The organism is Pseudomonas sp. DWP3-1-3b3 (assembly GCF_049896305.1).
GTDB classification, from domain to species: Bacteria; Pseudomonadota; Gammaproteobacteria; order Pseudomonadales; family Pseudomonadaceae; genus Aquipseudomonas; species Aquipseudomonas azotoformans_A.
In genome coordinates this window covers 1203314-1224363 of the sequence record NZ_JAFCUA010000001.1, presented here as the reverse complement: position 1 = coordinate 1224363, position 21050 = coordinate 1203314, and the positions used below count along the sequence as shown (strand labels likewise).

General features: G+C 61.4%; 22 protein-coding genes. 8 read left to right on the top strand and 14 right to left on the bottom strand.

Annotation, left to right across the window (positions count from 1 at the left end; translation table 11 throughout):
- Positions 1 to 124: 124 nt before the first annotated feature.
- From hemA to ACP7BX_RS05940, 6 genes are all read left to right on the top strand, one after another.
- Positions 125 to 1414 (top strand): glutamyl-tRNA reductase, encoded by a 1290-nt coding sequence (gene hemA, locus ACP7BX_RS05965; protein WP_033896957.1) that lies wholly within the window; start codon positions 125 to 127, stop codon positions 1412 to 1414.
- Positions 1411 to 2493 (top strand): peptide chain release factor 1, encoded by a 1083-nt coding sequence (gene prfA / locus ACP7BX_RS05960; RefSeq protein ID WP_095014625.1) that lies wholly within the window; start codon positions 1411 to 1413, stop codon positions 2491 to 2493. Before hemA ends, prfA begins: the two co-directional genes overlap by 4 nt.
- Positions 2494 to 3324 (top strand): peptide chain release factor N(5)-glutamine methyltransferase, encoded by an 831-nt coding sequence (prmC, locus tag ACP7BX_RS05955; protein ID WP_426128044.1) that lies wholly within the window; start codon positions 2494 to 2496, stop codon positions 3322 to 3324.
- A complete protein-coding gene (locus ACP7BX_RS05950; protein ID WP_426128046.1) occupies positions 3318 to 4073 on the top strand; it encodes a molybdopterin-synthase adenylyltransferase MoeB in 756 nt (251 codons plus the stop codon). The genes prmC and ACP7BX_RS05950 overlap by 7 nt, the downstream gene beginning before the upstream one ends.
- Entirely contained in the window at positions 4066 to 4860 is a 795-nt protein-coding gene (murI, locus tag ACP7BX_RS05945; protein WP_426128048.1) for a glutamate racemase, read from the top strand. The genes ACP7BX_RS05950 and murI overlap by 8 nt, the downstream gene beginning before the upstream one ends.
- 112 nt (positions 4861 to 4972) lie before the next feature.
- Positions 4973 to 5491, top strand: a complete 519-nt coding sequence (locus tag ACP7BX_RS05940; RefSeq protein WP_038842863.1) for an acyloxyacyl hydrolase — start codon at positions 4973 to 4975, stop codon at positions 5489 to 5491.
- A 71-nt stretch (positions 5492 to 5562) separates the two neighbouring features.
- On the opposite strand, the gene ACP7BX_RS05935 is transcribed toward ACP7BX_RS05940, so the two are convergent.
- The 12 genes from ACP7BX_RS05935 to ACP7BX_RS05880 form a co-directional block, all read right to left on the bottom strand.
- Entirely contained in the window at positions 5563 to 5868 is a 306-nt protein-coding gene (locus ACP7BX_RS05935; RefSeq protein ID WP_056859129.1) for a YkgJ family cysteine cluster protein, read from the bottom strand.
- A gap of 54 nt (positions 5869 to 5922) precedes the next feature.
- The gene (locus ACP7BX_RS05930; RefSeq protein WP_426128051.1) at positions 5923 to 6402 is read right to left on the bottom strand and encodes a DUF2878 domain-containing protein; all 480 of its coding nucleotides are present in this window, start codon (positions 6400 to 6402) and stop codon (positions 5923 to 5925) included.
- Positions 6395 to 7666 (bottom strand): class I SAM-dependent methyltransferase, encoded by a 1272-nt coding sequence (locus ACP7BX_RS05925; protein ID WP_426128053.1) that lies wholly within the window; start codon positions 7664 to 7666, stop codon positions 6395 to 6397. Before ACP7BX_RS05925 ends, ACP7BX_RS05930 begins: the two co-directional genes overlap by 8 nt.
- Entirely contained in the window at positions 7653 to 8462 is an 810-nt protein-coding gene (locus ACP7BX_RS05920; protein ID WP_426128055.1) for a DUF1365 domain-containing protein, read from the bottom strand. Before ACP7BX_RS05920 ends, ACP7BX_RS05925 begins: the two co-directional genes overlap by 14 nt.
- Entirely contained in the window at positions 8459 to 9706 is a 1248-nt protein-coding gene (locus ACP7BX_RS05915) for an NAD(P)/FAD-dependent oxidoreductase (RefSeq protein WP_426128057.1), read from the bottom strand. Before ACP7BX_RS05915 ends, ACP7BX_RS05920 begins: the two co-directional genes overlap by 4 nt.
- Positions 9703 to 10485, bottom strand: coding sequence for an SDR family NAD(P)-dependent oxidoreductase (locus ACP7BX_RS05910; protein ID WP_133074806.1), 783 nt, complete (start codon positions 10483 to 10485; stop codon positions 9703 to 9705). Before ACP7BX_RS05910 ends, ACP7BX_RS05915 begins: the two co-directional genes overlap by 4 nt.
- A complete protein-coding gene (locus tag ACP7BX_RS05905; RefSeq protein WP_033896974.1) occupies positions 10482 to 10904 on the bottom strand; it encodes a nuclear transport factor 2 family protein in 423 nt (140 codons plus the stop codon). Before ACP7BX_RS05905 ends, ACP7BX_RS05910 begins: the two co-directional genes overlap by 4 nt.
- Positions 10897 to 12342, bottom strand: a complete 1446-nt coding sequence (phrB, locus tag ACP7BX_RS05900) for a deoxyribodipyrimidine photo-lyase (RefSeq protein ID WP_426128060.1) — start codon at positions 12340 to 12342, stop codon at positions 10897 to 10899. Before phrB ends, ACP7BX_RS05905 begins: the two co-directional genes overlap by 8 nt.
- Positions 12343 to 13272 carry a MerR family transcriptional regulator gene (locus tag ACP7BX_RS05895; RefSeq protein WP_177111371.1) on the bottom strand — a complete coding sequence of 310 codons (930 nt, stop codon included), beginning with the start codon at positions 13270 to 13272 and terminating at the stop codon, positions 12343 to 12345.
- 3 nt (positions 13273 to 13275) lie between these two features.
- Entirely contained in the window at positions 13276 to 14235 is a 960-nt protein-coding gene (locus ACP7BX_RS05890; protein WP_314533493.1) for a DUF523 and DUF1722 domain-containing protein, read from the bottom strand.
- A gap of 113 nt (positions 14236 to 14348) precedes the next feature.
- Entirely contained in the window at positions 14349 to 14564 is a 216-nt protein-coding gene (locus ACP7BX_RS05885; RefSeq protein ID WP_038845743.1) for a TIGR02450 family Trp-rich protein, read from the bottom strand.
- A complete protein-coding gene (locus tag ACP7BX_RS05880; RefSeq protein ID WP_426128062.1) occupies positions 14561 to 15547 on the bottom strand; it encodes an NAD(P)/FAD-dependent oxidoreductase in 987 nt (328 codons plus the stop codon). The genes ACP7BX_RS05885 and ACP7BX_RS05880 overlap by 4 nt, the downstream gene beginning before the upstream one ends.
- A gap of 197 nt (positions 15548 to 15744) precedes the next feature.
- Between ACP7BX_RS05880 and ACP7BX_RS05875 the strand changes: the two genes are divergently transcribed.
- A complete protein-coding gene (locus ACP7BX_RS05875) occupies positions 15745 to 16644 on the top strand; it encodes a TIGR01777 family oxidoreductase (RefSeq protein WP_426128064.1) in 900 nt (299 codons plus the stop codon).
- Positions 16645 to 16658: 14 nt separating this feature from the next.
- The gene (gene hemH, locus ACP7BX_RS05870; RefSeq protein ID WP_426128066.1) at positions 16659 to 17681 is read left to right on the top strand and encodes a ferrochelatase; all 1023 of its coding nucleotides are present in this window, start codon (positions 16659 to 16661) and stop codon (positions 17679 to 17681) included.
- Here the strand turns inward: hemH and ACP7BX_RS05865 are convergent.
- Both ACP7BX_RS05865 and algW read right to left on the bottom strand, forming a co-directional pair.
- Positions 17676 to 19772: a TonB-dependent siderophore receptor gene (locus ACP7BX_RS05865; protein WP_426128068.1), complete on the bottom strand. Its 2097-nt coding sequence runs from the start codon at positions 19770 to 19772 to the stop codon at positions 17676 to 17678. The genes hemH and ACP7BX_RS05865 overlap by 6 nt on opposite strands.
- Before the next feature lie 112 nt (positions 19773 to 19884).
- A complete protein-coding gene (algW, locus tag ACP7BX_RS05860) occupies positions 19885 to 21039 on the bottom strand; it encodes a Do family serine endopeptidase AlgW (protein WP_269132815.1) in 1155 nt (384 codons plus the stop codon).
- Between the last annotated feature and the right edge of the window lie 11 nt (positions 21040 to 21050).

The following is a 21050-nucleotide window of genomic DNA, read 5'->3' as shown; positions in this document are numbered from 1 at the left end:
CATAACCGAGTCTCAATGGGTGCCTTTATAGACACAAGGCATTAGGACAATAGCTTACGGTGGTTGTTCTGAATCTTTCGAAGTAGGACAATTGTCGGCTTCCCGACATCATCAGCGATATTGAATGGCCTTCCTCGCACTCGGTATTAACCACAAGACTGCCTCCGTAGACGTGCGCGAGCGCGTGGCGTTTACGCCAGAGCAGTTGGTTGAGGCCCTGCAGCAGCTCTGCCGGCTCACCGACAGTCGCGAAGCTGCGATCCTTTCGACCTGCAATCGCAGCGAGCTTTATATAGAGCAGGAACATCTTTCAGCGGATGTCGTACTGCGCTGGCTCGCCGATTACCACCATTTGGACCTCGACGACCTGCGCGCGAGCGCTTACGTGCACGAAGAGGATGCGGCAGTTCGTCACATGATGCGTGTGGCGTCCGGTCTCGATTCGCTGGTGTTGGGTGAACCGCAGATTCTTGGCCAGATGAAGTCCGCCTATGCCGTGGCGCGCGAGGCCGGCACTGTTGGCCCGTTATTGGGCCGTTTGTTCCAGGCCACCTTCAATTCCGCCAAGCAGGTACGCACTGACACCGCCATCGGTGAAAACCCGGTATCGGTGGCGTTTGCTGCCGTCAGCCTGGCCAAACAGATTTTCAGTGACTTGCAGCGCAGCCAGGCCCTGCTGATCGGCGCCGGCGAGACCATCACCCTGGTCGCCCGCCACCTGCATGACCTGGGCGTGAAGCGCATTGTGGTCGCCAACCGTACCCTGGAACGGGCGAGCATCCTCGCCGAGCAGTTCGGTGCGCATGCCGTGTTGCTGGCGGATATCCCGGCCGAGCTGGTGCGCAGCGATATCGTCATCAGCTCCACCGCCAGCCAGTTGCCGATCCTGGGCAAGGGCGCGGTCGAGAGCGCCTTGAAGCTGCGCAAGCACAAGCCCATCTTCATGGTGGATATTGCCGTTCCACGCGATATCGAGCCCGAAGTCGGCGAGTTGGACGACGTTTACCTCTATAGCGTCGACGATCTGCACGAAGTGGTCGCCGAAAACCTCAAGAGCCGCCAGGGCGCCGCCCAGGCGGCCGAAGAGATGGTCAGCACCGGCGCCGAAGACTTCATGGTGCGCCTGCGTGAACTGGCGGCGGTGGATGTGCTCAAGGCGTATCGTCAGCAGGGCGAACGCCTGCGCGACGAGGAGTTGATCAAGGCCCAGCGTTTGCTGGCCAACGGCAGCAGCGCCGAAGAAGTGCTGATGCAACTGGCGCGCGGTCTCACCAACAAATTGCTCCATGCGCCCAGCGTACAATTAAAAAAGCTTACCGCCGAAGGCCGCCTCGATGCGCTGGCCATGGCCCAGGAACTCTTTGCCCTCGGTGAGGGCGCGTCAGATAGCTCTTCGGATAAAAAACCGCAATGAAAGCGTCACTGCTCAATAAACTGGACGTGCTCCAGGACCGTTTCGAAGAACTGACCGCCTTGCTCGGTGATGGCGAAGTCATCTCTGATCAGGCAAAATTCCGTACGTATTCCAAGGAGTACGCGGAAGTTGAGCCAATTGTGACCACCTATGGGCAGTGGCTTAAAACCCAGGCCGACCTCGAAGGCGCCCAGGCGCTGCTCAAGGATAGCGACCCGGACATGCGCGAAATGGCCGTGGAAGAAGTCCGCGAAGCCAAGGAAAAGCTGGCTGCGCTGGAGGGCGACCTGCAACGCATGCTGCTGCCCAAAGACCCGAATGATGGGCGCAACGTATTCCTTGAAATCCGTGCCGGCACCGGCGGTGACGAGGCGGCGATTTTCTCCGGCGACCTGTTCCGCATGTATTCGCGGTATGCCGAGCGTCGCGGTTGGCGGGTAGAAATCCTCTCCGAGAACGAAGGCGAGCACGGCGGCTATAAAGAAGTCATCGCGCGGGTTGAAGGCGACAACGTCTACGGCAAGCTCAAGTTCGAATCGGGTGCGCACCGCGTACAGCGCGTACCGGCGACCGAGTCCCAGGGCCGAATTCACACATCCGCCTGCACCGTGGCCGTGCTGCCCGAGCCGGATGAGCAGGAAGCCATCGAGATCAACCCGGCCGACTTGCGCGTCGACACCTACCGCTCGTCGGGCGCTGGCGGTCAGCACGTCAACAAGACCGACTCCGCCATCCGCATCACTCACTTGCCGTCGGGCATCGTGGTGGAATGCCAGGAAGAGCGCTCCCAACACAAGAACCGTGCGCGGGCCATGTCCTGGCTGTCGGCCAAACTCAACGACCAGCAGACCAGCGCCGCCGCCAACGCGATTGCCAGCGAGCGCAAGCTGTTAGTGGGCTCGGGCGACCGCTCCGAGCGCATCCGTACCTACAACTTCGCCCAGGGCCGGGTCACCGACCACCGGGTCAACCTCACGCTTTACTCCCTGGACGAGATTCTCGCTGGTGGCGTAGACGCCGTGATCGAGCCGTTGCTCGCCGAATACCAGGCGGATCAACTCGCAGCGATAGGTGAATAAATGACCATCATCGCCAGCCTGCTGCGCGCCGCCGACCTGCCCGACTCGCCTACCGCGCGCCTGGATGCCGAATTGTTGCTGGCGGCGGCCCTGGGTAAGTCCCGCAGCTACCTGCACACCTGGCCCGAGAAAATCGTCAGCAGCGAACACGCGCTGGCGTTTGCCGGTTACCTGCAACGCCGTCGAGGCGGTGAGCCGGTGGCGTATATCCTTGGCCAGCAAGGTTTCTGGAAGCTGGACCTGGAGGTCGCGCCCCACACGCTGATCCCACGTCCGGACACTGAGTTGCTGGTGGAAGCCGCCCTGGAATTGTTACCGGCCACGCCCGCCAAGGTCCTCGACTTGGGCACCGGCAGTGGCGCCATCGCCTTGGCCTTGGCCAGCGAACGCCCGGCCTGGCAAGTCACCGCCGTCGACCGTGTGCTGGAAGCCGTGGCCCTGGCCGAGCGCAACCGTCAGCGGTTGCACCTCAATAACGCCACAGTGTTGAACAGCCATTGGTTCAGTGCGCTGCAAGATCAGGCCTATGACCTGATCATCAGCAACCCGCCGTACATCGCAGCCAACGATCCGCACCTGGTGGCGGGCGATGTGCGCTTTGAGCCGGCCAGTGCATTGGTGGCTGGCCATGATGGCTTGGACGACCTGCGCCTGATCATCAAACAGGCCCCCGCTCATCTGAAGGCGGGCGGCCGCCTACTGTTGGAGCATGGTTACGATCAGGCTCCGGCTGTGCGCGACCTGCTGTTGAGTGAAGGTTTCGAAGACGTGCACAGCCGCATCGACCTCGGCGGCCACGAGCGCATCACCCTGGGACGCCTGCCGTGCTGACCGATCAGGAGCTGTTGCGCTACAGCCGACAGATTCTGTTGCAGCATGTCGACATCGACGGCCAATTGCGCCTGAAAAATGGCCGTGCCTTGATCGTCGGTCTCGGTGGCCTGGGCGCGCCCGTTGCGCTGTACCTGGCGGCGGCGGGCGTGGGCGAACTGCATCTGGCGGACTTCGACACTGTCGACCTGACCAACCTGCAACGCCAGATCATCCACGACACCGACAGTGTCGGGCAGACCAAGGTCGACTCGGCCCTGCGCCGCCTGACCGCCATCAACCCCGAGATCAAACTGATCGCTCATCGCTCCGCGCTGGATGCCGACACACTGGCAGCAGCGGTCGAAGTGGTGGATGTGGTGCTTGATTGCAGTGACAACTTCTCTACCCGCGAAGCGGTCAACGCGGCTTGCGTCGCGGCCGGCAAACCCTTGATCAGCGGTGCCGCCATTCGCCTTGAAGGGCAACTGTCGGTGTTCGACCCGCGCCGCGCCGAGAGCCCGTGCTACCACTGTTTATATGGGCACGGCAGCGATACCGAACTCACCTGCAGCGAAGCCGGCGTAGTCGGCCCGCTGGTGGGGCTGGTCGGTAGCCTGCAAGCGTTGGAAGCCTTAAAACTGCTGGCCGATTTCGGTGAGCCCCTGGTGGGCCGTTTGTTGCTGATCGATGCCCTGACCACGCGTTTTCGCGAGTTACGCGTCAAGCGAGACCCCGGTTGCAGCGTGTGCGGGACGCAACATGGTTAAGGGCGCGCCAATCGGTGTGTTCGATTCCGGTATCGGCGGGTTGACCGTGCTGGAGGAAATCCAGCAGCTGTTGCCCCACGAATCACTGCTGTATGTGGCCGATTGCGGGCACATCCCCTACGGTGAGAAAAGCCCGGCATTTATCCTTGAGCGTTCGCGGCGGGTGGCGGCTTTTTTTCGGGAGCGGGGCGCCAAGGCGTTCGTGATTGCCTGTAATACCGCCACGGTCGCCGCTGTCGCTGATCTGCGCCTGGATTTTCCTGATTGGCCGTTGGTAGGCATGGAGCCCGCCGTCAAGCCCGCAGCCGCCGCTACCCGCAGTGGCGTCGTCGGCGTGCTTGCCACCACCGGCACGCTGCAAAGCGCCAAGTTCGCCGCCTTGCTCGACCGCTTCGCCACCGATGTAAAGGTCATCACCCAGCCGTGCCCGGGCCTGGTCGAACTGATTGAAAGCGGTGACCTGAACAGCCCAGCCCTGCGCCAGATGTTGCAGGGTTACATCGAACCGCTGCTCAGCGCCGGCTGCGACACCATCATTCTTGGTTGCACCCACTACCCCTTCCTCAAGCCACTCCTGGCGCAGATGCTGCCCCCCAGCATCATCCTCATCGACACCGGCGCCGCCGTGGCCCGCCAGCTCAAGCGTCTGCTGGGCGAGCGCGACCTGCTGGCCGACGGCAATCCTGAACCCGCGCAGTTCTGGACCAGCGGCGATGTGTATCACCTAAGAAATATCCTACCGACACTATGGAAATATCCGGGCGATGTGCGAAGCTTCGCTTCGTGAAAAATTCGTGAAATACCGGCGTTATAAGCTGGAACTTCTGACTACACGCCAGCTTCTATAGCGAGATAGCCTGTACAAAACCATATAACTTCGTTTGGAAAGGATGTTTCTTATGAAGCGCTTGTTCTGTTTGGCCGCGATTGCGGCCGCTGTAGTGGGGCACTCTGTTTCGGCGCAGGCCGCTGGCCTGGAGTTCGGTGTGGGGAGCACCAGCGATTCGACCATGACCTATCGGCTGGGGCTGACATCGGACTGGGACAAAAGCTGGTGGCAGAGCGATACCGGTCGACTGACCGGCTACTGGAGCGGCGCCTACACCTATTGGGACGGTGACAAGCGCGCCAGCGTCAGCAGCCTGTCGTTCTCGCCGGTGTTTGTGTATGAGTTTGCCGGGGAGAAGGTCAAGCCGTACATCGAAGCGGGGATTGGCGTAGCGGTGTTCTCGCGTACCAAAGTGGAAGACAACAACATCGGCCAGGCTTTCCAGTTCGAAGACCGTTTGGGTTTCGGCCTGCGCTTTGCGGGCGGACATGAAGTGGGCATTCGTGCCACGCATTATTCCAACGCGGGCATCAGCAGCAACAACGATGGGGTCGAGAGTTACTCGGTGCACTACACCCTACCGCTGTAACTCCCAAAAAGAACTGTGGTGAGCGAGCTTGCCTCGCGCGGGCAAGCCCGCTCACTACAAAAGCCAAGGGATCAGCGATAGGCCGTCGCAATCCCCTGCCGCTCCTCCAGGCACTCCGGCGCTCCCATCTCGAACTCCCGGCAGATCAGCGGCCGTCGCTCGTAGATCGTGCACATCATCGTGTCCCGATCCAGCGCCGCGCACCAGCCGTCGTCCAGACGCAACATCACTTCGCCGCCCCAGTCATCGGTATCGATATAGCGTTCCGGCACACCGGTGTCGGTGATCAGCATGACTTCCAGCTGGCAACAGCAGGCCGCGCACGTCGAGCATGTGACGGCGGGTTCGGTGATTTGGGTGTGGGGGATGTTGGTCATAGGCGCGCAGTGTAAGGCAAGCGGGTGACGCAGGTGTGAAACGACTGACAGACGTCAGCGCGCCAGCCGGTGCAGGCCTACAAACACCGCCGCCCACAGCAGCGCCAGTAAGGCCATAGTGGGTGTGAGGCCGAAACCGAACTGCACGCCGGCCAACTGGCTACCGGCATAGTAAGAGAGCGGGCCGCCCACTGCGCCGAGTACAGCCGCACGCCACCAGGGGCGAGCGCTCCAGGCCAAACAATGGCGCAACGTGGTCGCCAGCAACGCCCATAACAGGATCAGCCAGAAGGGAATCATCGGGCCCGGTTCAGTGAAATGAAACACGCCCAGCGTGCGCAACGCCGTATCCAGCAGGGTGCCCACTACCGTCACGCAGAGGATCAGCCTGCCGTCTTCAGCCCAAGAACTTATCCACAGCAGATTAATGGCGAGTACGGCCAGCCCTCCCAGCAGCCACACGCTGTCACCGCCGAGCACACACGCAAACCAACCGCACTGAAACAGCACGGCGTTGGCCAGCGTCTTAAGCACTGAAGCGCCCGAGCAGCGGCGGGTTGATCGCGGACGGCTTGGCCAGCAGCAATTGCGCGGTGCCGATGGTGCGCTCCATAAAGCCACCTTCGCAGTAGCACAGGTAAAACTCCCACAGCCGCAGGAAGTATTCGTCGTAGCCCAATTCTGCAAGGCGGCCGTGTGCGCGGCGAAAGTTCTCATGCCACAGGCGCAAGGTTCGCGCGTAGTGCAGGCCAAAATCTTCCATGTGCAGCAAGTTCATATCGGTGTCGCGGCTGACGATCTGCAGCATCTTTTGCACGCAAGGCAGGGCGCCGCCCGGAAAGATGTAGCGCTGGATAAAGTCGACGTTGGTTTTGGCCTGCTCGTAGCGTTGGTCGCGAATGGTGATGGCTTGCAGCAACATCAGGCCGTCGCTCTTGAGCAGGTGCGCGCACTGTTTGAAGTAGGTCGGCAGAAAGCGATGGCCCACCGCCTCGATCATCTCGATGGACACCAGCTTGTCGTACTGGCCAGTAAGGTCGCGGTAATCCTGCAACAGCAGCGTGACCTGGTCCTGCAAACCCAAGGCCGCGATGCGTTTTTCGGTGTAGGCAAACTGCTCCTTGGACAAGGTCGTGGTGGTGACCTTGCAGCCATAATGCTGCGCGGCATACAGCGCCATGCTGCCCCAGCCGGTGCCTATTTCCAGCAGATGGTCGCTCGATTTGAGCGCCAGCTTCTGGCAGATGCGTTCCAGTTTGTTCAGTTGCGCCTGTTCCAAAGTGTCATCGGCGGTCAGGAACTGCGCCGCCGAGTACATCATGGTCGGGTCGAGGAATTCTTCGAACAGGTCATTGCCCAGGTCGTAGTGGGCGGCGATGTTTTTCTGCGAGCCCTTGCGTGTATTGCGATTGAGCCAGTGCAGGCCCTGGGTGAACGGACGGGCCAGGCGAGCGAGGCCGCCTTCCATCGCGTCGAGCACGTCGAGGTTGCTGACCATCACGCGAACCACTGCCGTCAGGTCCGGGCTGCTCCAGTAACCGTGGATAAATGCCTCACCGGCGCCGATAGAACCGTTGGCTGCCACCAGGCCCCACACGGCCGAATCAAGGATCTGGATTTCGCCCAGCAGGTGCGCTTCGCGTGCGCCGAAGACTTGCCGCTCGCCGTCCTCGACCACCACCAACTGGCCATGGCGCAGTTGGCTGAGTTGACGCAGCACGGCCTTGCGCAGCAGCGCGGCGGTCATGCCGTTGACGTTCAGGCGATGGGTCTTGACCGATAAGCTAGGGGATTTCATGGCGGCGATCCTTGGTGTACCCGACTGCGGTGCGAGAGGCGCCATCGGCGGCCCGGTGGGAAAAAATCGGTGTGCGTTTGAGCAACAGGCGCAGGGCCTGCCAGTAGATCGCGAGACACGTCTTGGCGGTCATCCAGGGAAAACGCCACAGGTAGCGGTGCAGGCTGGCGCGGTCGAGCGTTTCTTTTTGCAGGCTCAAGGTCGCATCGAAGACTTTCAGTTCGCCCTGCCAATCGGCCATATGCACGCCGAGTCTGGCGGCGGGCGGGCTGAAGCTCATGCGGTATTCCAGGTCGCGCGGCAAGAATGGCGACACATGGAAGGCCTTGGCCACGGCGAAGTGTTGGTGCTCCTCCGCAGCCAGGGCCTGGGCCGGCAGCACGTAGTGATAACGCTCGCGCCACGGGGTGTTGGTCACTTCACACAGGATCGCGGCCAGACGTCCGTCGGCCTCGAAGCAGTAGAAGAAACTCACGGGATTAAAAGCCAGGCCCCAACTGCGAGCCTGGGTCAGTAGGCAGATAACGCCCTGGGGTGTACGCCCCAGTGCCTTGCCGACTTCCTGGCGCACCGCATCGCTCAAACTCATGCCGGTGCGCGTCAATTCACGCAGGTAGTCCTGCTGGCGAAAACCGAAGGGCGTCAGGCGGCTACGCCCGGCCAGGGGCGAAAGGCCAAGCACTTCGTGTTCTTCGCTCAAATCCAGGTACAGCAAGCCGATGCGGTAGCGAAAGGCATGGGCCTTGGGCGCAAATCGGCGATGGGCGATCCAGCCGCTGTACAGGGCGCTGTTCACAGGGTTTCCCCAAAGGCTTGGGCCACGTGCAGCGCGCTGACCACGCCGTCTTCGTGGAAGCCGTTGGCCCAATAGGCGCCGCAATAAAAGGTATTGCGCACGCCCGAAATTTCTTCCCGACGCCCTTGGGCGGCCACCGCCGCCAGACTGTATTGCGGGTGGGCGTAGGTGTAGCGGGCGAGCACCTTCAGCGGGTTGATCATCGGCGTCTGGTTGAGGCTGACGCAAAAGGTGGTGGCGCTGTCGATGCCTTGCAGGATGTTCATGTCATAGGTCACGGCCGCCTGCTTCTGCGCCGTGCCGCTCAGCCGGTAGTTCCAGCTGGCCCAGGCCAGTTTGCGGTCGGGCAGCAGGCGGGTGTCGGTGTGCAACACCACGTCGTTGTCGGCGTAGGGCAGGGCTCCTAGGATGTCTTGTTCGGCCTGGCTCGGGTCGGCTAGTAACGCCAGGGCCTGATCGCTGTGACAGGCGAAGACCACGCGATCGAATGCCTCACTGCCGGCCAGGCTGTGGATAACCACGCCGTCGTCGCTGCGCTCGACGTTATGCACAGGGCAATTGAGGCGGATCTGTTCACGAAAGCTGCGGGTCAGCGGTTCGATGTAACGGCTGGAGCCCCCCTCGATCACGCACCATTGCGGGCGGTTGCTCACTGACAGCAAACCGTGGTTCTTGAAGAAACGCACGAAGAACTGCAAGGGGAAACCCAGCATGTCGGCCAGGGACATCGACCAGATCGCCGCGCCCATCGGTACGATGTAATGGCGGATAAACCGCTCGCCATAACCGTTGGCGTCGAGGTAGTCGCCCAGGGTCATCTCGGCGCTGATGCGTTGTTCCTGCAGATCGAGCGGCGCCTGGCGATTGAAGCGCAAGATGTCACGCAGCATGCCCCAGAACCCCGGCGACAAAATATTGCGACGCTGGGCAAACAAGCTGTTGAGGTTATTGCCGTTGTATTCGAACCGAGTGTTTTCGTCGCACACCGAAAAGCTCATCTCGGTGGGTTTGAACGTCACCCCGATCTGCCCCAGCAGGCGAATGAAGTTGGGGTAGGTCCAGTCGTTGAATACGATGAAGCCCGTATCCACCGCATAGCTTTTACCCTCGACGGTCACGTTGACCGTGTGGGTATGCCCGCCGATGCGGTCGCCCGCTTCGAACAGCGTGACCTCATGCTGGCGGCTGAGCAGGTAGGCACTGGTGAGCCCCGCGATACCGCTGCCGATGATGGCGATCTTCACAGGTCGTCCTTCTTCGGCGGTGGGCTGCGCAGCATGCGCTTGCCGATGACCAACTGCGCGCGATTCGGCAGTTTCGACAGCGGCCAGAGGGCGGCAATGAACAGCGCGGGAAAGGCAATCTCCAGAGGACGCTTTTCCAGCTTGTTGAAGATATGCTTCGCAGCCTTGTCCGCCGGCCAACTGAGTGGCATCGGGAAGTCATTGCGTTCGGTGAGCGGCGTGTCGACAAACCCCGGGCTGATCACTGTAACGTCGATATTTTCCGGCGACAGGCTGATGCGCAAGGATTCGAACAGGTAGCGCAGGCCGGCCTTCGACGCGCCGTAGGCTTCGGCGCGGGGCATCGGCAGGTAGGTCACGGCGCTGGCGACACCCACCAGGTGCGGCGTGTGCCCTGCGCGCAACAGTGGCAACGCGGCTTCGATGCAATAACTGCTCGCCAGCAGGTTGGTGCGCACCACGTGCTCGATGATCGATGAGTCAAACTGCCGTGCGTCCACGTACTCACAGGTGCCGGCGTTGAGAATCACGGTGTCCAACGAACCCCAGACCACACCGATATGCTCGCCGATCTCGCGCACGGTCTGGCTGTTTGTCAGATCGCCCGCGACTACCAGCACTTGGCCGGGATAACGCTGCGCGAGCGCTTCCAGAGGCCCTTTGGTGCGGGAACTCAGCGCTACATGGGCGCCGCTGTTGAGCAACTCCACGGCCAGCGCGGCCCCGATGCCACTGCTGGCGCCGGTCAGCCAATAACGGCGGGGCACTGTGCTGCTCATCCCATTCTCCTTTTCAGCCAACTGATGACGCTGCCCAGTACGGGCAAGTGTTCGTACAGCAGGGCGCCGGCATCGAAATAATCTCGATGGCGGTACACCTTGTCACGCCACATCAAGTGCGAGCAGCCTTCCACGCGGATGACCTTGCCGCCTGCCAGGCGCGGGTGGCAGAAACTCATTTTCCAGCGCAGGTAACCTTCGCCTTCGGCCACTTGGTCGAAACCGTGGAAGTCGAAGCGCAGTTGGCTGACGTTGCTGTACAGCTCTGCAAAGTAGCGGTGCAGGGCTGGCAGGCCATGCACTTCATGCAGCGGGTCGGCAAAGGCGATGTCCGGGCTGTACAGGTTGTCGAGCAAATGCAGGTTGTGCTTGTCCAGCGTGGCGAACGCCTGGGCGAAGCGGCGCAGGAAATCACTCATGTTCGCCCCCGACAGCTTGGCGCGAAGGTAGGCTGCGGAAGGCGGCCAGGGCGCGTTCGCGGGACTTTTTCAGGTCGACAATCGAACGCGGGTAGTCGGCCACGCCGAACAAGCCGCCGACGGCTTCGGGGTTGTGCACTTCTTTTTTATTCAGCGCGGCCAACTCCGGCAGCCAGTGCTTGATGAAAATGCCTTCGCTGTCGAATTTCTCCGACTGACTCAACGGGCTGAATATCCGAAAGTACGGCGCCGAATCAGTACCGGTGGACGAGCTCCACTGCCAGCCGCCGTTGTTGGCAGCGAGGTCGCCATCGATCAAGTGGCGCATGAAGAAACGCTCGCCTTCGCGCCAGTCGATCAGCAGGTTCTTGGTCAGGAACATCGCCACCACCATGCGCAGGCGGTTGTGCATCCAGCCGGTTTCCAGCAGTTGGCGCATGGCGGCGTCGATGATCGGCAAGCCGGTGCGCGCTTCCTGCCAGGCAGCCAGGTCCTTGGGCGCGTTGCGCCAAGCCACGGCTTCGGTTTCGGGGCGGAACGCACGATGGCGCGACACCCGTGGATAACCCACCAGGATATGTTTGTAGAACTCGCGCCAGAGCAGTTCGTTGATCCAGGTGATGGCGCCCATGTCGCCACTTTCGAACTCGCCGCCGTTGGTTTGCAGCGCGGCATGCAGGCACTGGCGCGGCGAAACCACACCCGCCGCGAGGTAGGCGGAGAGCTGGCTGGTGCCGGGCTTGGCGGGGAAGTCGCGCTCGTCCTTGTAGTAGCTGATTTGCTGGTCGGCAAAGGCGTCGAGGCGACGCCGCGCTTCGTCTTCACCGGCAGGCCAGAGAGCGCGCAGTGCTTCGCTGGGTGGTTCGAAACCATCGACCGTGTTCGGCACGGGATCGCTTTTGAGCTTGATCGGTGCCTGGGCTTTTGGTGCTGCGACCGTGCGCGGCAGAGCGCTGTGCAGGCGGGTGTAGCAAACCTTGCGGAACTGGCTGAACACCTGGAAATACGTGCCCGTCTTGGTCAACACGCTGCCGGGTTGGAAGAACAGTTGATCAAGGTGGCCGTGGAACGTCACGCCATCGGCTTCCAAGGCCTTGGACACCGCAGCGTCCCGGCGACTTTCGTGGATACCGTATTCCTCGTTGACGTGGACCGACTCAACCGACAGTTCACGGCACAGTTTGCTCAATACGTCGGGCGCCTGATCCCAGGTGGCCGCAGTGCGAATCAGCAGGGGGATGTTCAGCGCACCCAGCGTCTTGCTCAGGTCTTGCAAGTTGCGCAGCCAGAAGTCCACTTTGCACGGCGCATCGTCATGAGCCAGCCATTGCTGCGGCGTGATCAGGTACACGGCCGCAATCGGGCCCCGCTGGCTCGCGGCGGCCAGGGCGGTGTTGTCGTGTAGGCGCAGGTCGGTGCGCAGCCAGATCAAATGCATTTAAACGAGTCCACGCTGGATCAGTAACTGGTGGGCCGACAACAGCTCTTCGGCGACGAACAGATCAGGAATGTCCTGGGTTAATACGGTCAACTCGGCCTGGTGGATGCATACCGTTGGTCCGACCATCAATTTTGGGCAACTGACGCCACTCAAAAGTTTTGCGAAGGCCGACAGGTGGAGCGCCTTGCTCGAATACAGCAGCACGGCGCGCGGTTGCAGGTGCTCCACGGCCAGCGCCAGTTCGCCGGCAGGCAGCGGCCAGTCGAACACTTCCACAGGGCAATCGGCGCTGCTGGCGAGCCAGGCGCTGAGCCACAGGTGCGGCTCCAAGGGCAGGTCGGATTGATTCACCAGCAGCAGCGGCGCGCCATGCAGCTGGCGATTGTTGTGATAGATGCGCGCACCAAACTTGCTACGCAGCCAGGACAGGAAAAACACCCGCTCCATCTGTGCGCCGAACTGGCCTTGCCAGCGTTGTTCCAACTCCTGCAGCAATGGCAGCAGCAGTTGCTCGCACAGTGTGCGCGGCGGGTATAGCGCCATGGCTTGGTTGAAGGCGTCATCCACCCGGCGCTCGGCCAATTCGCTGATGGCCTGCACCAGGGTCTGGCGCAAGGTGTGCCATTCGTTTTCCACGGCATCGGGAACGCTGAGTGCTGAGTCGATCAGGCCTTTGACCTGGCTCACCGGCACGCCGCGATTAAGCCAGGTGAGGATGGTGTGGATGCGTTGTACATGTTCGGCGCTGAACAACCGATGGCCCTTGGGCGTGCGCTGGGGCACGATCAGGCCATAGCGGCGTTCCCAGGCGCGCAGGGTCACGGCGTTGACGCCGGTCTGGCGCGCCACCTCGCGGATCGGCAGCCAGCCGTCTTCGAGGGCTTGGGCGATGTCTTCGCCGGGTTCGTCTTGCAGGGCAGCTTTCATGGTCTAGATCGCATTTCGCAGGCTGAGGTTTTCCGGGTGCGGTTGCAGGTAGGCCTGCTGCGCGATGTAGCGGTCCGGGTGTTGGCGAAAGTGGTGCTTGAGCAGGGTCAGTGGCACCACCAGCGGCACGATGCCTTGGCGGTACTGGCCGATGACGGTCTGCATTTCCTGCTTATCGTCGGCACTGATGACTTGTTTGAGGTAACCGCTGATGTGTTGCAGCACATTGGTGTGGGTGCCGCGGGTGGCGCATTGGCTCAGGCCGGTCATCAGGTCGCTGAAGTAACAGGCGGCCAACTCATCGAGGTGGGTCTCTTTGGTCATGCTGCCCAGCAGGTGGCCGAGGCTTTTGTAGTGCGCCGGGCTGTGGGCCATCAACAGGTATTTGTAGCGTGAATGGAAGGCCAGTAGGCGGTGGCGGGTCAGCCCTTCAGCCAACAGCTGTTGCCAATCGGCGTAGACGAAGACGCGGGTCAGGAAGTTTTCCCGCAGCACAGGGTCATTCAATCGACCGTCTTCTTCCACTGGCAGATTGGGGTGACGCGCGCAAAAGGCTTGGGCGTAGATGCCGCGCCCGCCACCGTCGACTGGGGTGCCGTTGTCGCGGTAGACCTTGACCCGTTCCAGGCCGCACGACGGTGACTTCTGCATGAAGATATAGCCACACAGGTCGGTGTGTTCCGACGCCATCTGCTGGCCGTAATCGTCCAGCGGCTGGGTGACGTTCAGTTCGCGGTGCACCGTGCCGACGGCTTGCGGGTGGGCCGGGTCGCCCACCAGGCGGATCGGTTCGCGTGGAATGCCCAGGCCGATGGCGACCTCGGGGCACAACGGCACGAAGTCGAAATAGTCGGCGAGGGTCTGGCTGCACAGCAGGGATTGTTTATGGCCGCCGTTGAAGCGCACGTTCTCGCCCAGGAGGCAGGCGCTGATGGCGATCTTTGGTTTGGTGGGGCTGGACATAAACGAACCTCTGCAAGATTCCTGTACAAGGCTTAAATCTTGTACAACTAAATCCCATCATAGATTCGATGCTGTACAAGTCAATTTTTTTGTACAAGTTTTTTGCAGGGCAATTATTTCCAGCCGATTTTCCAGGCGTCGGCATTTTGCAGGGTTTGCCAGGTGAAGCGTTCGGCGCGCCGGGTCATGACGGCTTGCAGTTCGATTTCCAGCACCACGCCCTCTTCATCCCGAAACAGTTCGGTGACCAAAAAGTGTTTTTCTTTGTTGCGAGGATGAGCTGCTGTCCATTTCGACAGCAGCAATTTAGCCGGATTGATGCGGTTCATTGCAGGTGTTCGATCAAGCGTCGCGCGGCTTCCTGGCCACTGAGCCATGCCCCTTCGACCCGGCCCGACAGGCACCAGTCGCCACACACGTACAAGCCCAGGTCGGCATCGGCGAGCACGCCGAATTCGTGGCTGCTGGACGGTCGCGCATAGAGCCAGCGGTGCGCCAGGCTGAACGACGGCGCGGGCATGGCGCTGTGCAGCAATTCGGCGAAGGCGCCATGCAGGTGCTCGATTACCGCCTCCTTGGGCAGGTCCAGGTGGGCCTTGCTCCACGTGCTGGTAGCGTGCAGTACCCAGGTGTCGAGGTGGGTGTCACGTCCCGGTTTACTGCGGTTACGCGCAAGCCAATCGAGGGGGCTGTCTTGCACGAAACAGCCCTCCATCGGCGTATCCAATGGCTTGTCGAATGCCAGGGCGATGGCCCAGGTCGGGTCCATTTTCACGCCCGCGGCGGCACTGGCCAGCTTGGGGGCGGCGGCCAGCAGGGCGGTGGCCTGGGGCGCTGGGGTGGCGATGATCACGTGGCTGAATGGGCCGTGGTTTTCGCCGTCGGCATCCAGCAGGTTCCAGTGTTGTTTGCCTTGGAAGACTTCGGTGATACGGCAACCGAACGCCACCGGCAGGTCGTCGAGCAGGGCACGGGTGATTGTGCTCATGCGCGGCGTGCCGACCCAGCGGATCTGTTCATCGGGGGAGGGCGTGAGTTGGCCGGACTTGAAGTTGTACAGCTGGGGTTTCCATTGCTCGGCCCAGCCATTGCTTTGCCAGCGTTGCACTTCGTTGACGAAGCGCCGGTCGCGTGCGGTGAAGTATTGCGCGCCCATGTCCAGGGAGCCGGCATCGCTGCGCTTGCTGGACATGCGGCCACCACTGCCGCGGCTTTTATCGAAGAGTTGTACAACGTGCCCCGCGTCTCGTAACGCTCGGGCGGCGGAGAGACCGGCGATGCCGGTGCCGATGATCGCGATGGGAACAGTCATGGGAGGCCTCGTTTTACCGTTGGGTACAGACTACGCCGACACCAATAGCTGTACAATATTGTTTTTTGGTATAAGTTTTGGCTTACCTGTTCTTACGGCGTGACCTATTGTTAAAGCAGAGGCTTAATCCAACGTTACGCTCGCTGCTTATAAAATAGACCAGTGAGGGGCGGCGAACGTTACATGAGGAAGATCCCATGCACATTTTGCTGACCGGCGGTACTGGCCTGATCGGCCGCCAACTCTGCCAGCACTGGCGTGCGCAGGGGCATCGGCTGACGGTGTGGAGTCGTCAGCCGGAACAGGTCGCCAAGCGATGTGGCGCTCAAGTCGCAGGCGTCGAACACCTGCAACAGGTGATCGGCCCGGTGGATGCGGTCATTAACCTGGCCGGCGCGCCCATTGCTGATCGCCCCTGGACCCACAAGCGCAAGGCGTTGTTGTGGAGCAGCCGCATCAGTCTGACTGAAACCTTGCTGGCATGGCTTGAAGGTCTGGAGCAAAAACCTGCAGTGTTGATTTCCGGTTCAGCAGTCGGCTGGTACGGCGACGGCGGCGAGCGGGAATTGACCGAAGCCAGCGGTCCGGTGCAGGACGATTTCCCCAGTCAGCTGTGCATTGCCTGGGAAGAAACCGCCCAGCGCGCCGAAGCCTTGGGCATTCGTGTCGTGTTGGTGCGGACCGGCCTGGTGCTGGCAGCCGAGGGCGGCTTTTTGTCGCGGCTGTTACTGCCCTTCAAACTGGCGCTGGGCGGGCCTATCGGCAATGGTCGACAGTGGATGCCGTGGGTGCATATCAAGGATCAAATCGCCCTGATTGATTTTCTTCTGCACAAGCCTGATGCCAGTGGTCCTTATAATGCCTGCGCGCCTCACCCGGTGCGCAATCGCGAGTTTGCGAAAACTCTGGGCCAGGTGCTGCACCGTCCAGCGTTCATGCCGATGCCGGCCTTTGCATTGAAGGTGGGCCTGGGCGAGTTGGCTGGCCTGTTGCTGGGTGGGCAGAAGGCGGTGCCCGAACGCTTGCTGGCCGCCGGTTTCACTTTCCAGTTCACTGAGTTGCGCGCGGCCTTGGACGACTTGTCCAGCCGCCTCTAGAGATAGGATGTTGCATGACGGATCACGCGTTGTTACTGGTCAACCTGGGCTCGCCAAAGTCCACTTCGGTGGCCGATGTGCGCAGTTACCTCAATCAGTTCCTGATGGACCCTTATGTGATCGACCTGCCGTGGCCGGTGCGGCGCTTGCTGGTGTCGCTGATCCTGATCAAGCGCCCCGAGCAGTCGGCCCACGCCTACGCGTCCATCTGGTGGGACGAAGGTTCGCCGTTGGTGGTACTCAGCCGTCGTTTGCAGCAGCAGATGACTTCGCAGTGGACCCAAGGCCCGGTGGAGTTGGCGATGCGCTATGGCGAACCGTCCATTGAAAACGTGCTGACCCGCCTCGCCGCCCAGGGCATCCGCAAGGTCACCCTGGCGCCGCTTTACCCGCAGTTCGCTGACAGCACCGTGACCACGGTGGTGGAAGAAGCACGGCGTGTGGTGCGAGAGAAAAAACTCGACCTGCAATTCGCCACCCTGCAACCGTTCTACGATCAACCTGAATACCTCGACGCCCTGGTGGCCAGTGCCAAGCCGCATTTGCAGCAGGACTACGATCATCTGCTGTTCAGCTTCCACGGCCTGCCGGAACGCCATCTGCAAAAACTCAACCCTGGGCATACCTTCGATGGCGCCACCGATTGCTGCGTGAACGCGTCCCCCGAAGTGCGCGCCACCTGCTATCGCGGGCAGTGCTTCAGCGTCGCGCGGGACTTTGCCGCGCGCATGGGTCTGCCGGAGGATAAATGGTCAGTGGCCTTCCAGTCGCGCCTGGGCCGGGCCAAATGGATCGAGCCCTACACCGAAGCGCGCCTGGAAACCCTGGCCCAGCAAGGCGTGAAAAAACTGCTGGTGATGTGCCCGGCGTTTGTCGCCGACTGCATCGAAACGCTGGAGGAAATCGGCGATCGCGGGCTGGAGCAGTTCCGCGAGGCCGGGGGCGAGGAATTGGTGCTGGTGCCGTGTCTGAATGATGATCCACAGTGGGCGAAGGCGCTCAATACCTTATGTGAAAGAGCGCCGGGTTCCCTATAGGCTCAGCGTCAAACTGACGGTTAGATTGCGCGGCTCACCGGGGTTGATCCAATAGTTGCTGTAGGACCGCTCGTAGTACTTCTCATCAAACAGGTTGTTGAGGTTCAGGCCCACGGTGACGTTCTCCGTGGCCTTGTAATGCGCCAGCAGATCGACCGTGTGATAGGCCGGCAGCTCGAAATTCGTGCCGGCCTCACCGGAACGATCGCCCACATACGTGAATGCCGCGCCCAGGTCCGAGCCGCGCAACGCGCCATCCTGAAACTCATACACGCCCAAAAGACTGCCGCTGCGCTTGGCCACGCCAAGGATGCGGCTGCCGGCCGGAATGGCTTTATCGCCTTTGGTTACTTCGGCGTCGATGTAGGCAAACGCACCAATCACCCGTACCGCATCGGTCACTTGCCCGGTCAGTTGCAGGTCAAAACCCTGGCTGCGAGCCTTGCCCACGGCGCGGTTGAGGTTGGTGGCCGGGTCCAGGGTCAGCACGTTTTCCTTTTCGATATGGAAGGCGGCGAGGGTGGCGCTGAGGCGATCGTCGAACAGCTCGCTCTTGATTCCCACTTCATAGCCCACGCCTTCTTCGGGCTTGAAGGATTTGTTGTTGGCGTCCAGGCCGCTGTTGGGCTTGAACGATGTGGAGGCGTTGGCAAACACCCCGACCTGCGGTGTGAGCTGATAGAGCAGGCCGGCGCGTTGGGTAAAAGCGTCGTGGGTCTGCTGGCTCTTGGCGTGGTTGCGGGTGAAGTCGTCGATGCTCTGTTCGAAATGCTCGAAGCGCGCACCGAGCATGCCACGCAGGCGGTCAGTGAAGATGATCTGGTCTTGCAGGTTCAGCGCGTGGCTTTTGGTCTGTTCGAAGAAGTCGGTGCCGGAGCGTGTGCCGTTGGGTTTGGGCTGGCCGTAGACCGGGCGGTAGATATCGATGGCGTACGGGCTACCGGCGATAGCGGTCACGCGCTCCTTCTTGCGGTAATCCTCGTATTCAGTGCCGACCAGCAATTCGTGCTGCCAACTGCCAATGTCGAACAGGCCGCGCAGTTCCAGCTGGGTAATGCTGTCGTGCCAACCCGTCGAGCGTTCGCGGTAGCGGCGGTTGACGGTGTGGCCGTCGGCGTTCAGCGCGCGGTTTTCCGAGGCGTCGCCCCACAGGCTGCCTTGCTTGTAGTGGCTGGCCAGGCGCAGTTTCCAGGCGTCGTTGAGGTGGTGTTCGAGGGTGGCCTGAATGCGGTTGTTGTGGTTGTCGATGTCGCCGTCGTTGGGTTCGCCGAGGAAGGTGGAGCGGGATATACCGGGAGCGTCGACGATGCCACGGTCGAAGGTGGAGCTGTGGCGCACGAATTCGCTTTCCACCAGCAGGCTGGTGTCCGGGTCCAATTGCCAACTGAACGAAGGCGCGACGAATACCCGCTTGCTCTGCACGTGGTCGCGGAAGCTGTGGTTGTCTTCCACCGCCAGGTTGACCCGCGTCAGTACCTTGCCCTCGCTGTCCAGCGGGGTATTGACGTCCACGGCGGTGCGATAACGGTCCCAACTGCCGGCGCTGGTTTGCAGGGTGGTGAAGGTTTCAGGCTGGGGCTTCTTGGTGACGATGTTCACGGTGCCGCCGGGATCGCCACGCCCGTAGAGGCTGGCGGCGGGGCCCTTGAGCACTTCGATGCGTTCGATGTTCGCCGCGTCCGGTGTGCTCGGGTAGCCACGGTTGGCACTGAAGCCATCCTGATAGAACTCCGACGTGGTGAAGCCGCGCACGCTGTATTCGTAGAGGGTCAGGCCACCGAAGTTGTTCTGCTTGGACACGCCACCGGCAAATTCCAGGGCGCGCTCTACGTTGGTGCTGCCCAGGTCTTTGAGCACCGTCGCGGGAATCACGCTGATGGATTGTGGGATGTCACGAATCGCGGTGTCGGTCTTTGTCGCGCTGGCCGAGCGGGTGGCGCGATAGCCTTTGACGGGGCCGGTGGCGGACTCATAGGCGTCGGTGGTGACGCTGATGGTGTCGAGTTCCAGGGTGTTGTCTTCGGCGTAGGCGGGGTCGAGCAGCAAACCCAAGGCCAGGCCAGCCAAGGGGGCGATTCTTCGAGACGGCATGATAGAGCGTTCCAATAGCGATATTGAAACAATATAACATGCCAAATGAGAATGGATTGCCTTGAAACATCAACTTACAGGTGCCCACGAATGGGCACCTGGGCGAGGCGCTTTATTCCTCTTCTTTGACCGGTGCCGGCGGTGGACGCAAACCGATTTCCGCCAGCAACTTGATCTCCTTGCCGTTGCGCATCACCTGGATCGCCACCTTGTCGGTCGGCTTGATCCGCGCCACCTGGTTCATCGACTTACGGCCATCACCCGCCGGTTCACCATTGATGCTGAGGATCACATCCCCTAGTTGCAGGCCGGCTTTCTGCGCCGGGCCGTCGCGGAAGATCCCGGCGACCACGATGCCTGGGCGTCCGGTCAAGCCAAACGACTCGGCCAGTTCCTTGGTCAACGGCTGTACTTCAATCCCCAACCAGCCACGGATCACCTGGCCGTGCTCGATGATCGACTTCATCACTTCCATCGCCAGCTTCACCGGGATCGCAAAACCAATGCCCTGTGAGCCGCCGGACTTGGAGAAAATCGCCGTGTTGATACCGGTCAGGTTGCCATTGGCATCCACCAGCGCACCGCCGGAGTTACCCGGGTTGATCGCGGCGTCGGTCTGGATGAAATCTTCGTAGCTGTTCAGGCCCAACTGATTACGCCCGGTGGCGCTGATAATGCCCATGGTCACGGTCTGGCCCACACCGAACGGGTTGCCGATGGCCAGCGCCACATCACCGACGCGCAAGCCATCGGAGCGGCCGAGGGTGATGGACGGCAGGCTTTTCAGGTCGATCTTGAGTACCGCGAGGTCGGTTTCCGGGTCGCTGCCCACCACGCGGGCCAGGGTTTCGCGGCCGTCACGCAGGGCCACCACGATCTGGTCGGCGCCGGTGGTCACATGGTTGTTGGTGAGGATGTAGCCTTCTGGGCTCATGATCACGCCCGAACCCAGGCTGGATTCCATGCGCCGCTGCTTGGGCCCGTTGTCGCCGAAGTAGCGGCGGAACTGCGGATCTTCGAACAACGGGTGCGCCGGTTTGTTGATGACCTTGGTCGTGTAAAGGTTGACCACCGCCGGGGCGGCGATGGTGACCGCATCGGCGTAGGTCACCGGGCCTTGCACCACCGCGCTGGTCTGCGGTGCCTGTTGCAGGTTCACATCCAGGCTGGGCAGGCCCACCAGTTGCGGGTAACGCTGAATAATCAGCATCGCGATCAGCACGCCAGCCAACAATGGCCATCCAAAAAAACGCAGCGCCTTGAGCATCAAGTAAGTCC

Excerpts from the sequence above, each read along its gene's own strand:
- hemA (WP_033896957.1), top strand. The coding sequence starts at position 125 with ATGGCCTTCCTCGCACTCGGTATTAACCACAAGACTGCCTCCGTAGAC.
- prfA (WP_095014625.1), top strand. The coding sequence starts at position 1,411 with ATGAAAGCGTCACTGCTCAATAAACTGGACGTGCTCCAGGACCGTTTC.
- prmC (WP_426128044.1), top strand. The coding sequence starts at position 2,494 with ATGACCATCATCGCCAGCCTGCTGCGCGCCGCCGACCTGCCCGACTCG.
- murI (WP_426128048.1), top strand. The coding sequence starts at position 4,066 with ATGGTTAAGGGCGCGCCAATCGGTGTGTTCGATTCCGGTATCGGCGGG.
- ACP7BX_RS05940 (WP_038842863.1), top strand. The coding sequence starts at position 4,973 with ATGAAGCGCTTGTTCTGTTTGGCCGCGATTGCGGCCGCTGTAGTGGGG.
- ACP7BX_RS05935 (WP_056859129.1), bottom strand. The coding sequence starts at position 5,868 with ATGACCAACATCCCCCACACCCAAATCACCGAACCCGCCGTCACATGC.
- ACP7BX_RS05925 (WP_426128053.1), bottom strand. The coding sequence starts at position 7,666 with ATGAAATCCCCTAGCTTATCGGTCAAGACCCATCGCCTGAACGTCAAC.
- ACP7BX_RS05910 (WP_133074806.1), bottom strand. The coding sequence starts at position 10,485 with ATGAGCAGCACAGTGCCCCGCCGTTATTGGCTGACCGGCGCCAGCAGT.
- ACP7BX_RS05905 (WP_033896974.1), bottom strand. The coding sequence starts at position 10,904 with ATGAGTGATTTCCTGCGCCGCTTCGCCCAGGCGTTCGCCACGCTGGAC.
- phrB (WP_426128060.1), bottom strand. The coding sequence starts at position 12,342 with ATGCATTTGATCTGGCTGCGCACCGACCTGCGCCTACACGACAACACC.
- ACP7BX_RS05895 (WP_177111371.1), bottom strand. The coding sequence starts at position 13,272 with ATGAAAGCTGCCCTGCAAGACGAACCCGGCGAAGACATCGCCCAAGCC.
- ACP7BX_RS05890 (WP_314533493.1), bottom strand. The coding sequence starts at position 14,235 with ATGTCCAGCCCCACCAAACCAAAGATCGCCATCAGCGCCTGCCTCCTG.
- ACP7BX_RS05885 (WP_038845743.1), bottom strand. The coding sequence starts at position 14,564 with ATGAACCGCATCAATCCGGCTAAATTGCTGCTGTCGAAATGGACAGCA.
- ACP7BX_RS05880 (WP_426128062.1), bottom strand. The coding sequence starts at position 15,547 with ATGACTGTTCCCATCGCGATCATCGGCACCGGCATCGCCGGTCTCTCC.
- ACP7BX_RS05875 (WP_426128064.1), top strand. The coding sequence starts at position 15,745 with ATGCACATTTTGCTGACCGGCGGTACTGGCCTGATCGGCCGCCAACTC.
- hemH (WP_426128066.1), top strand. The coding sequence starts at position 16,659 with ATGACGGATCACGCGTTGTTACTGGTCAACCTGGGCTCGCCAAAGTCC.
- ACP7BX_RS05865 (WP_426128068.1), bottom strand. The coding sequence starts at position 19,772 with ATGCCGTCTCGAAGAATCGCCCCCTTGGCTGGCCTGGCCTTGGGTTTG.
- algW (WP_269132815.1), bottom strand. The coding sequence starts at position 21,039 with ATGCTCAAGGCGCTGCGTTTTTTTGGATGGCCATTGTTGGCTGGCGTG.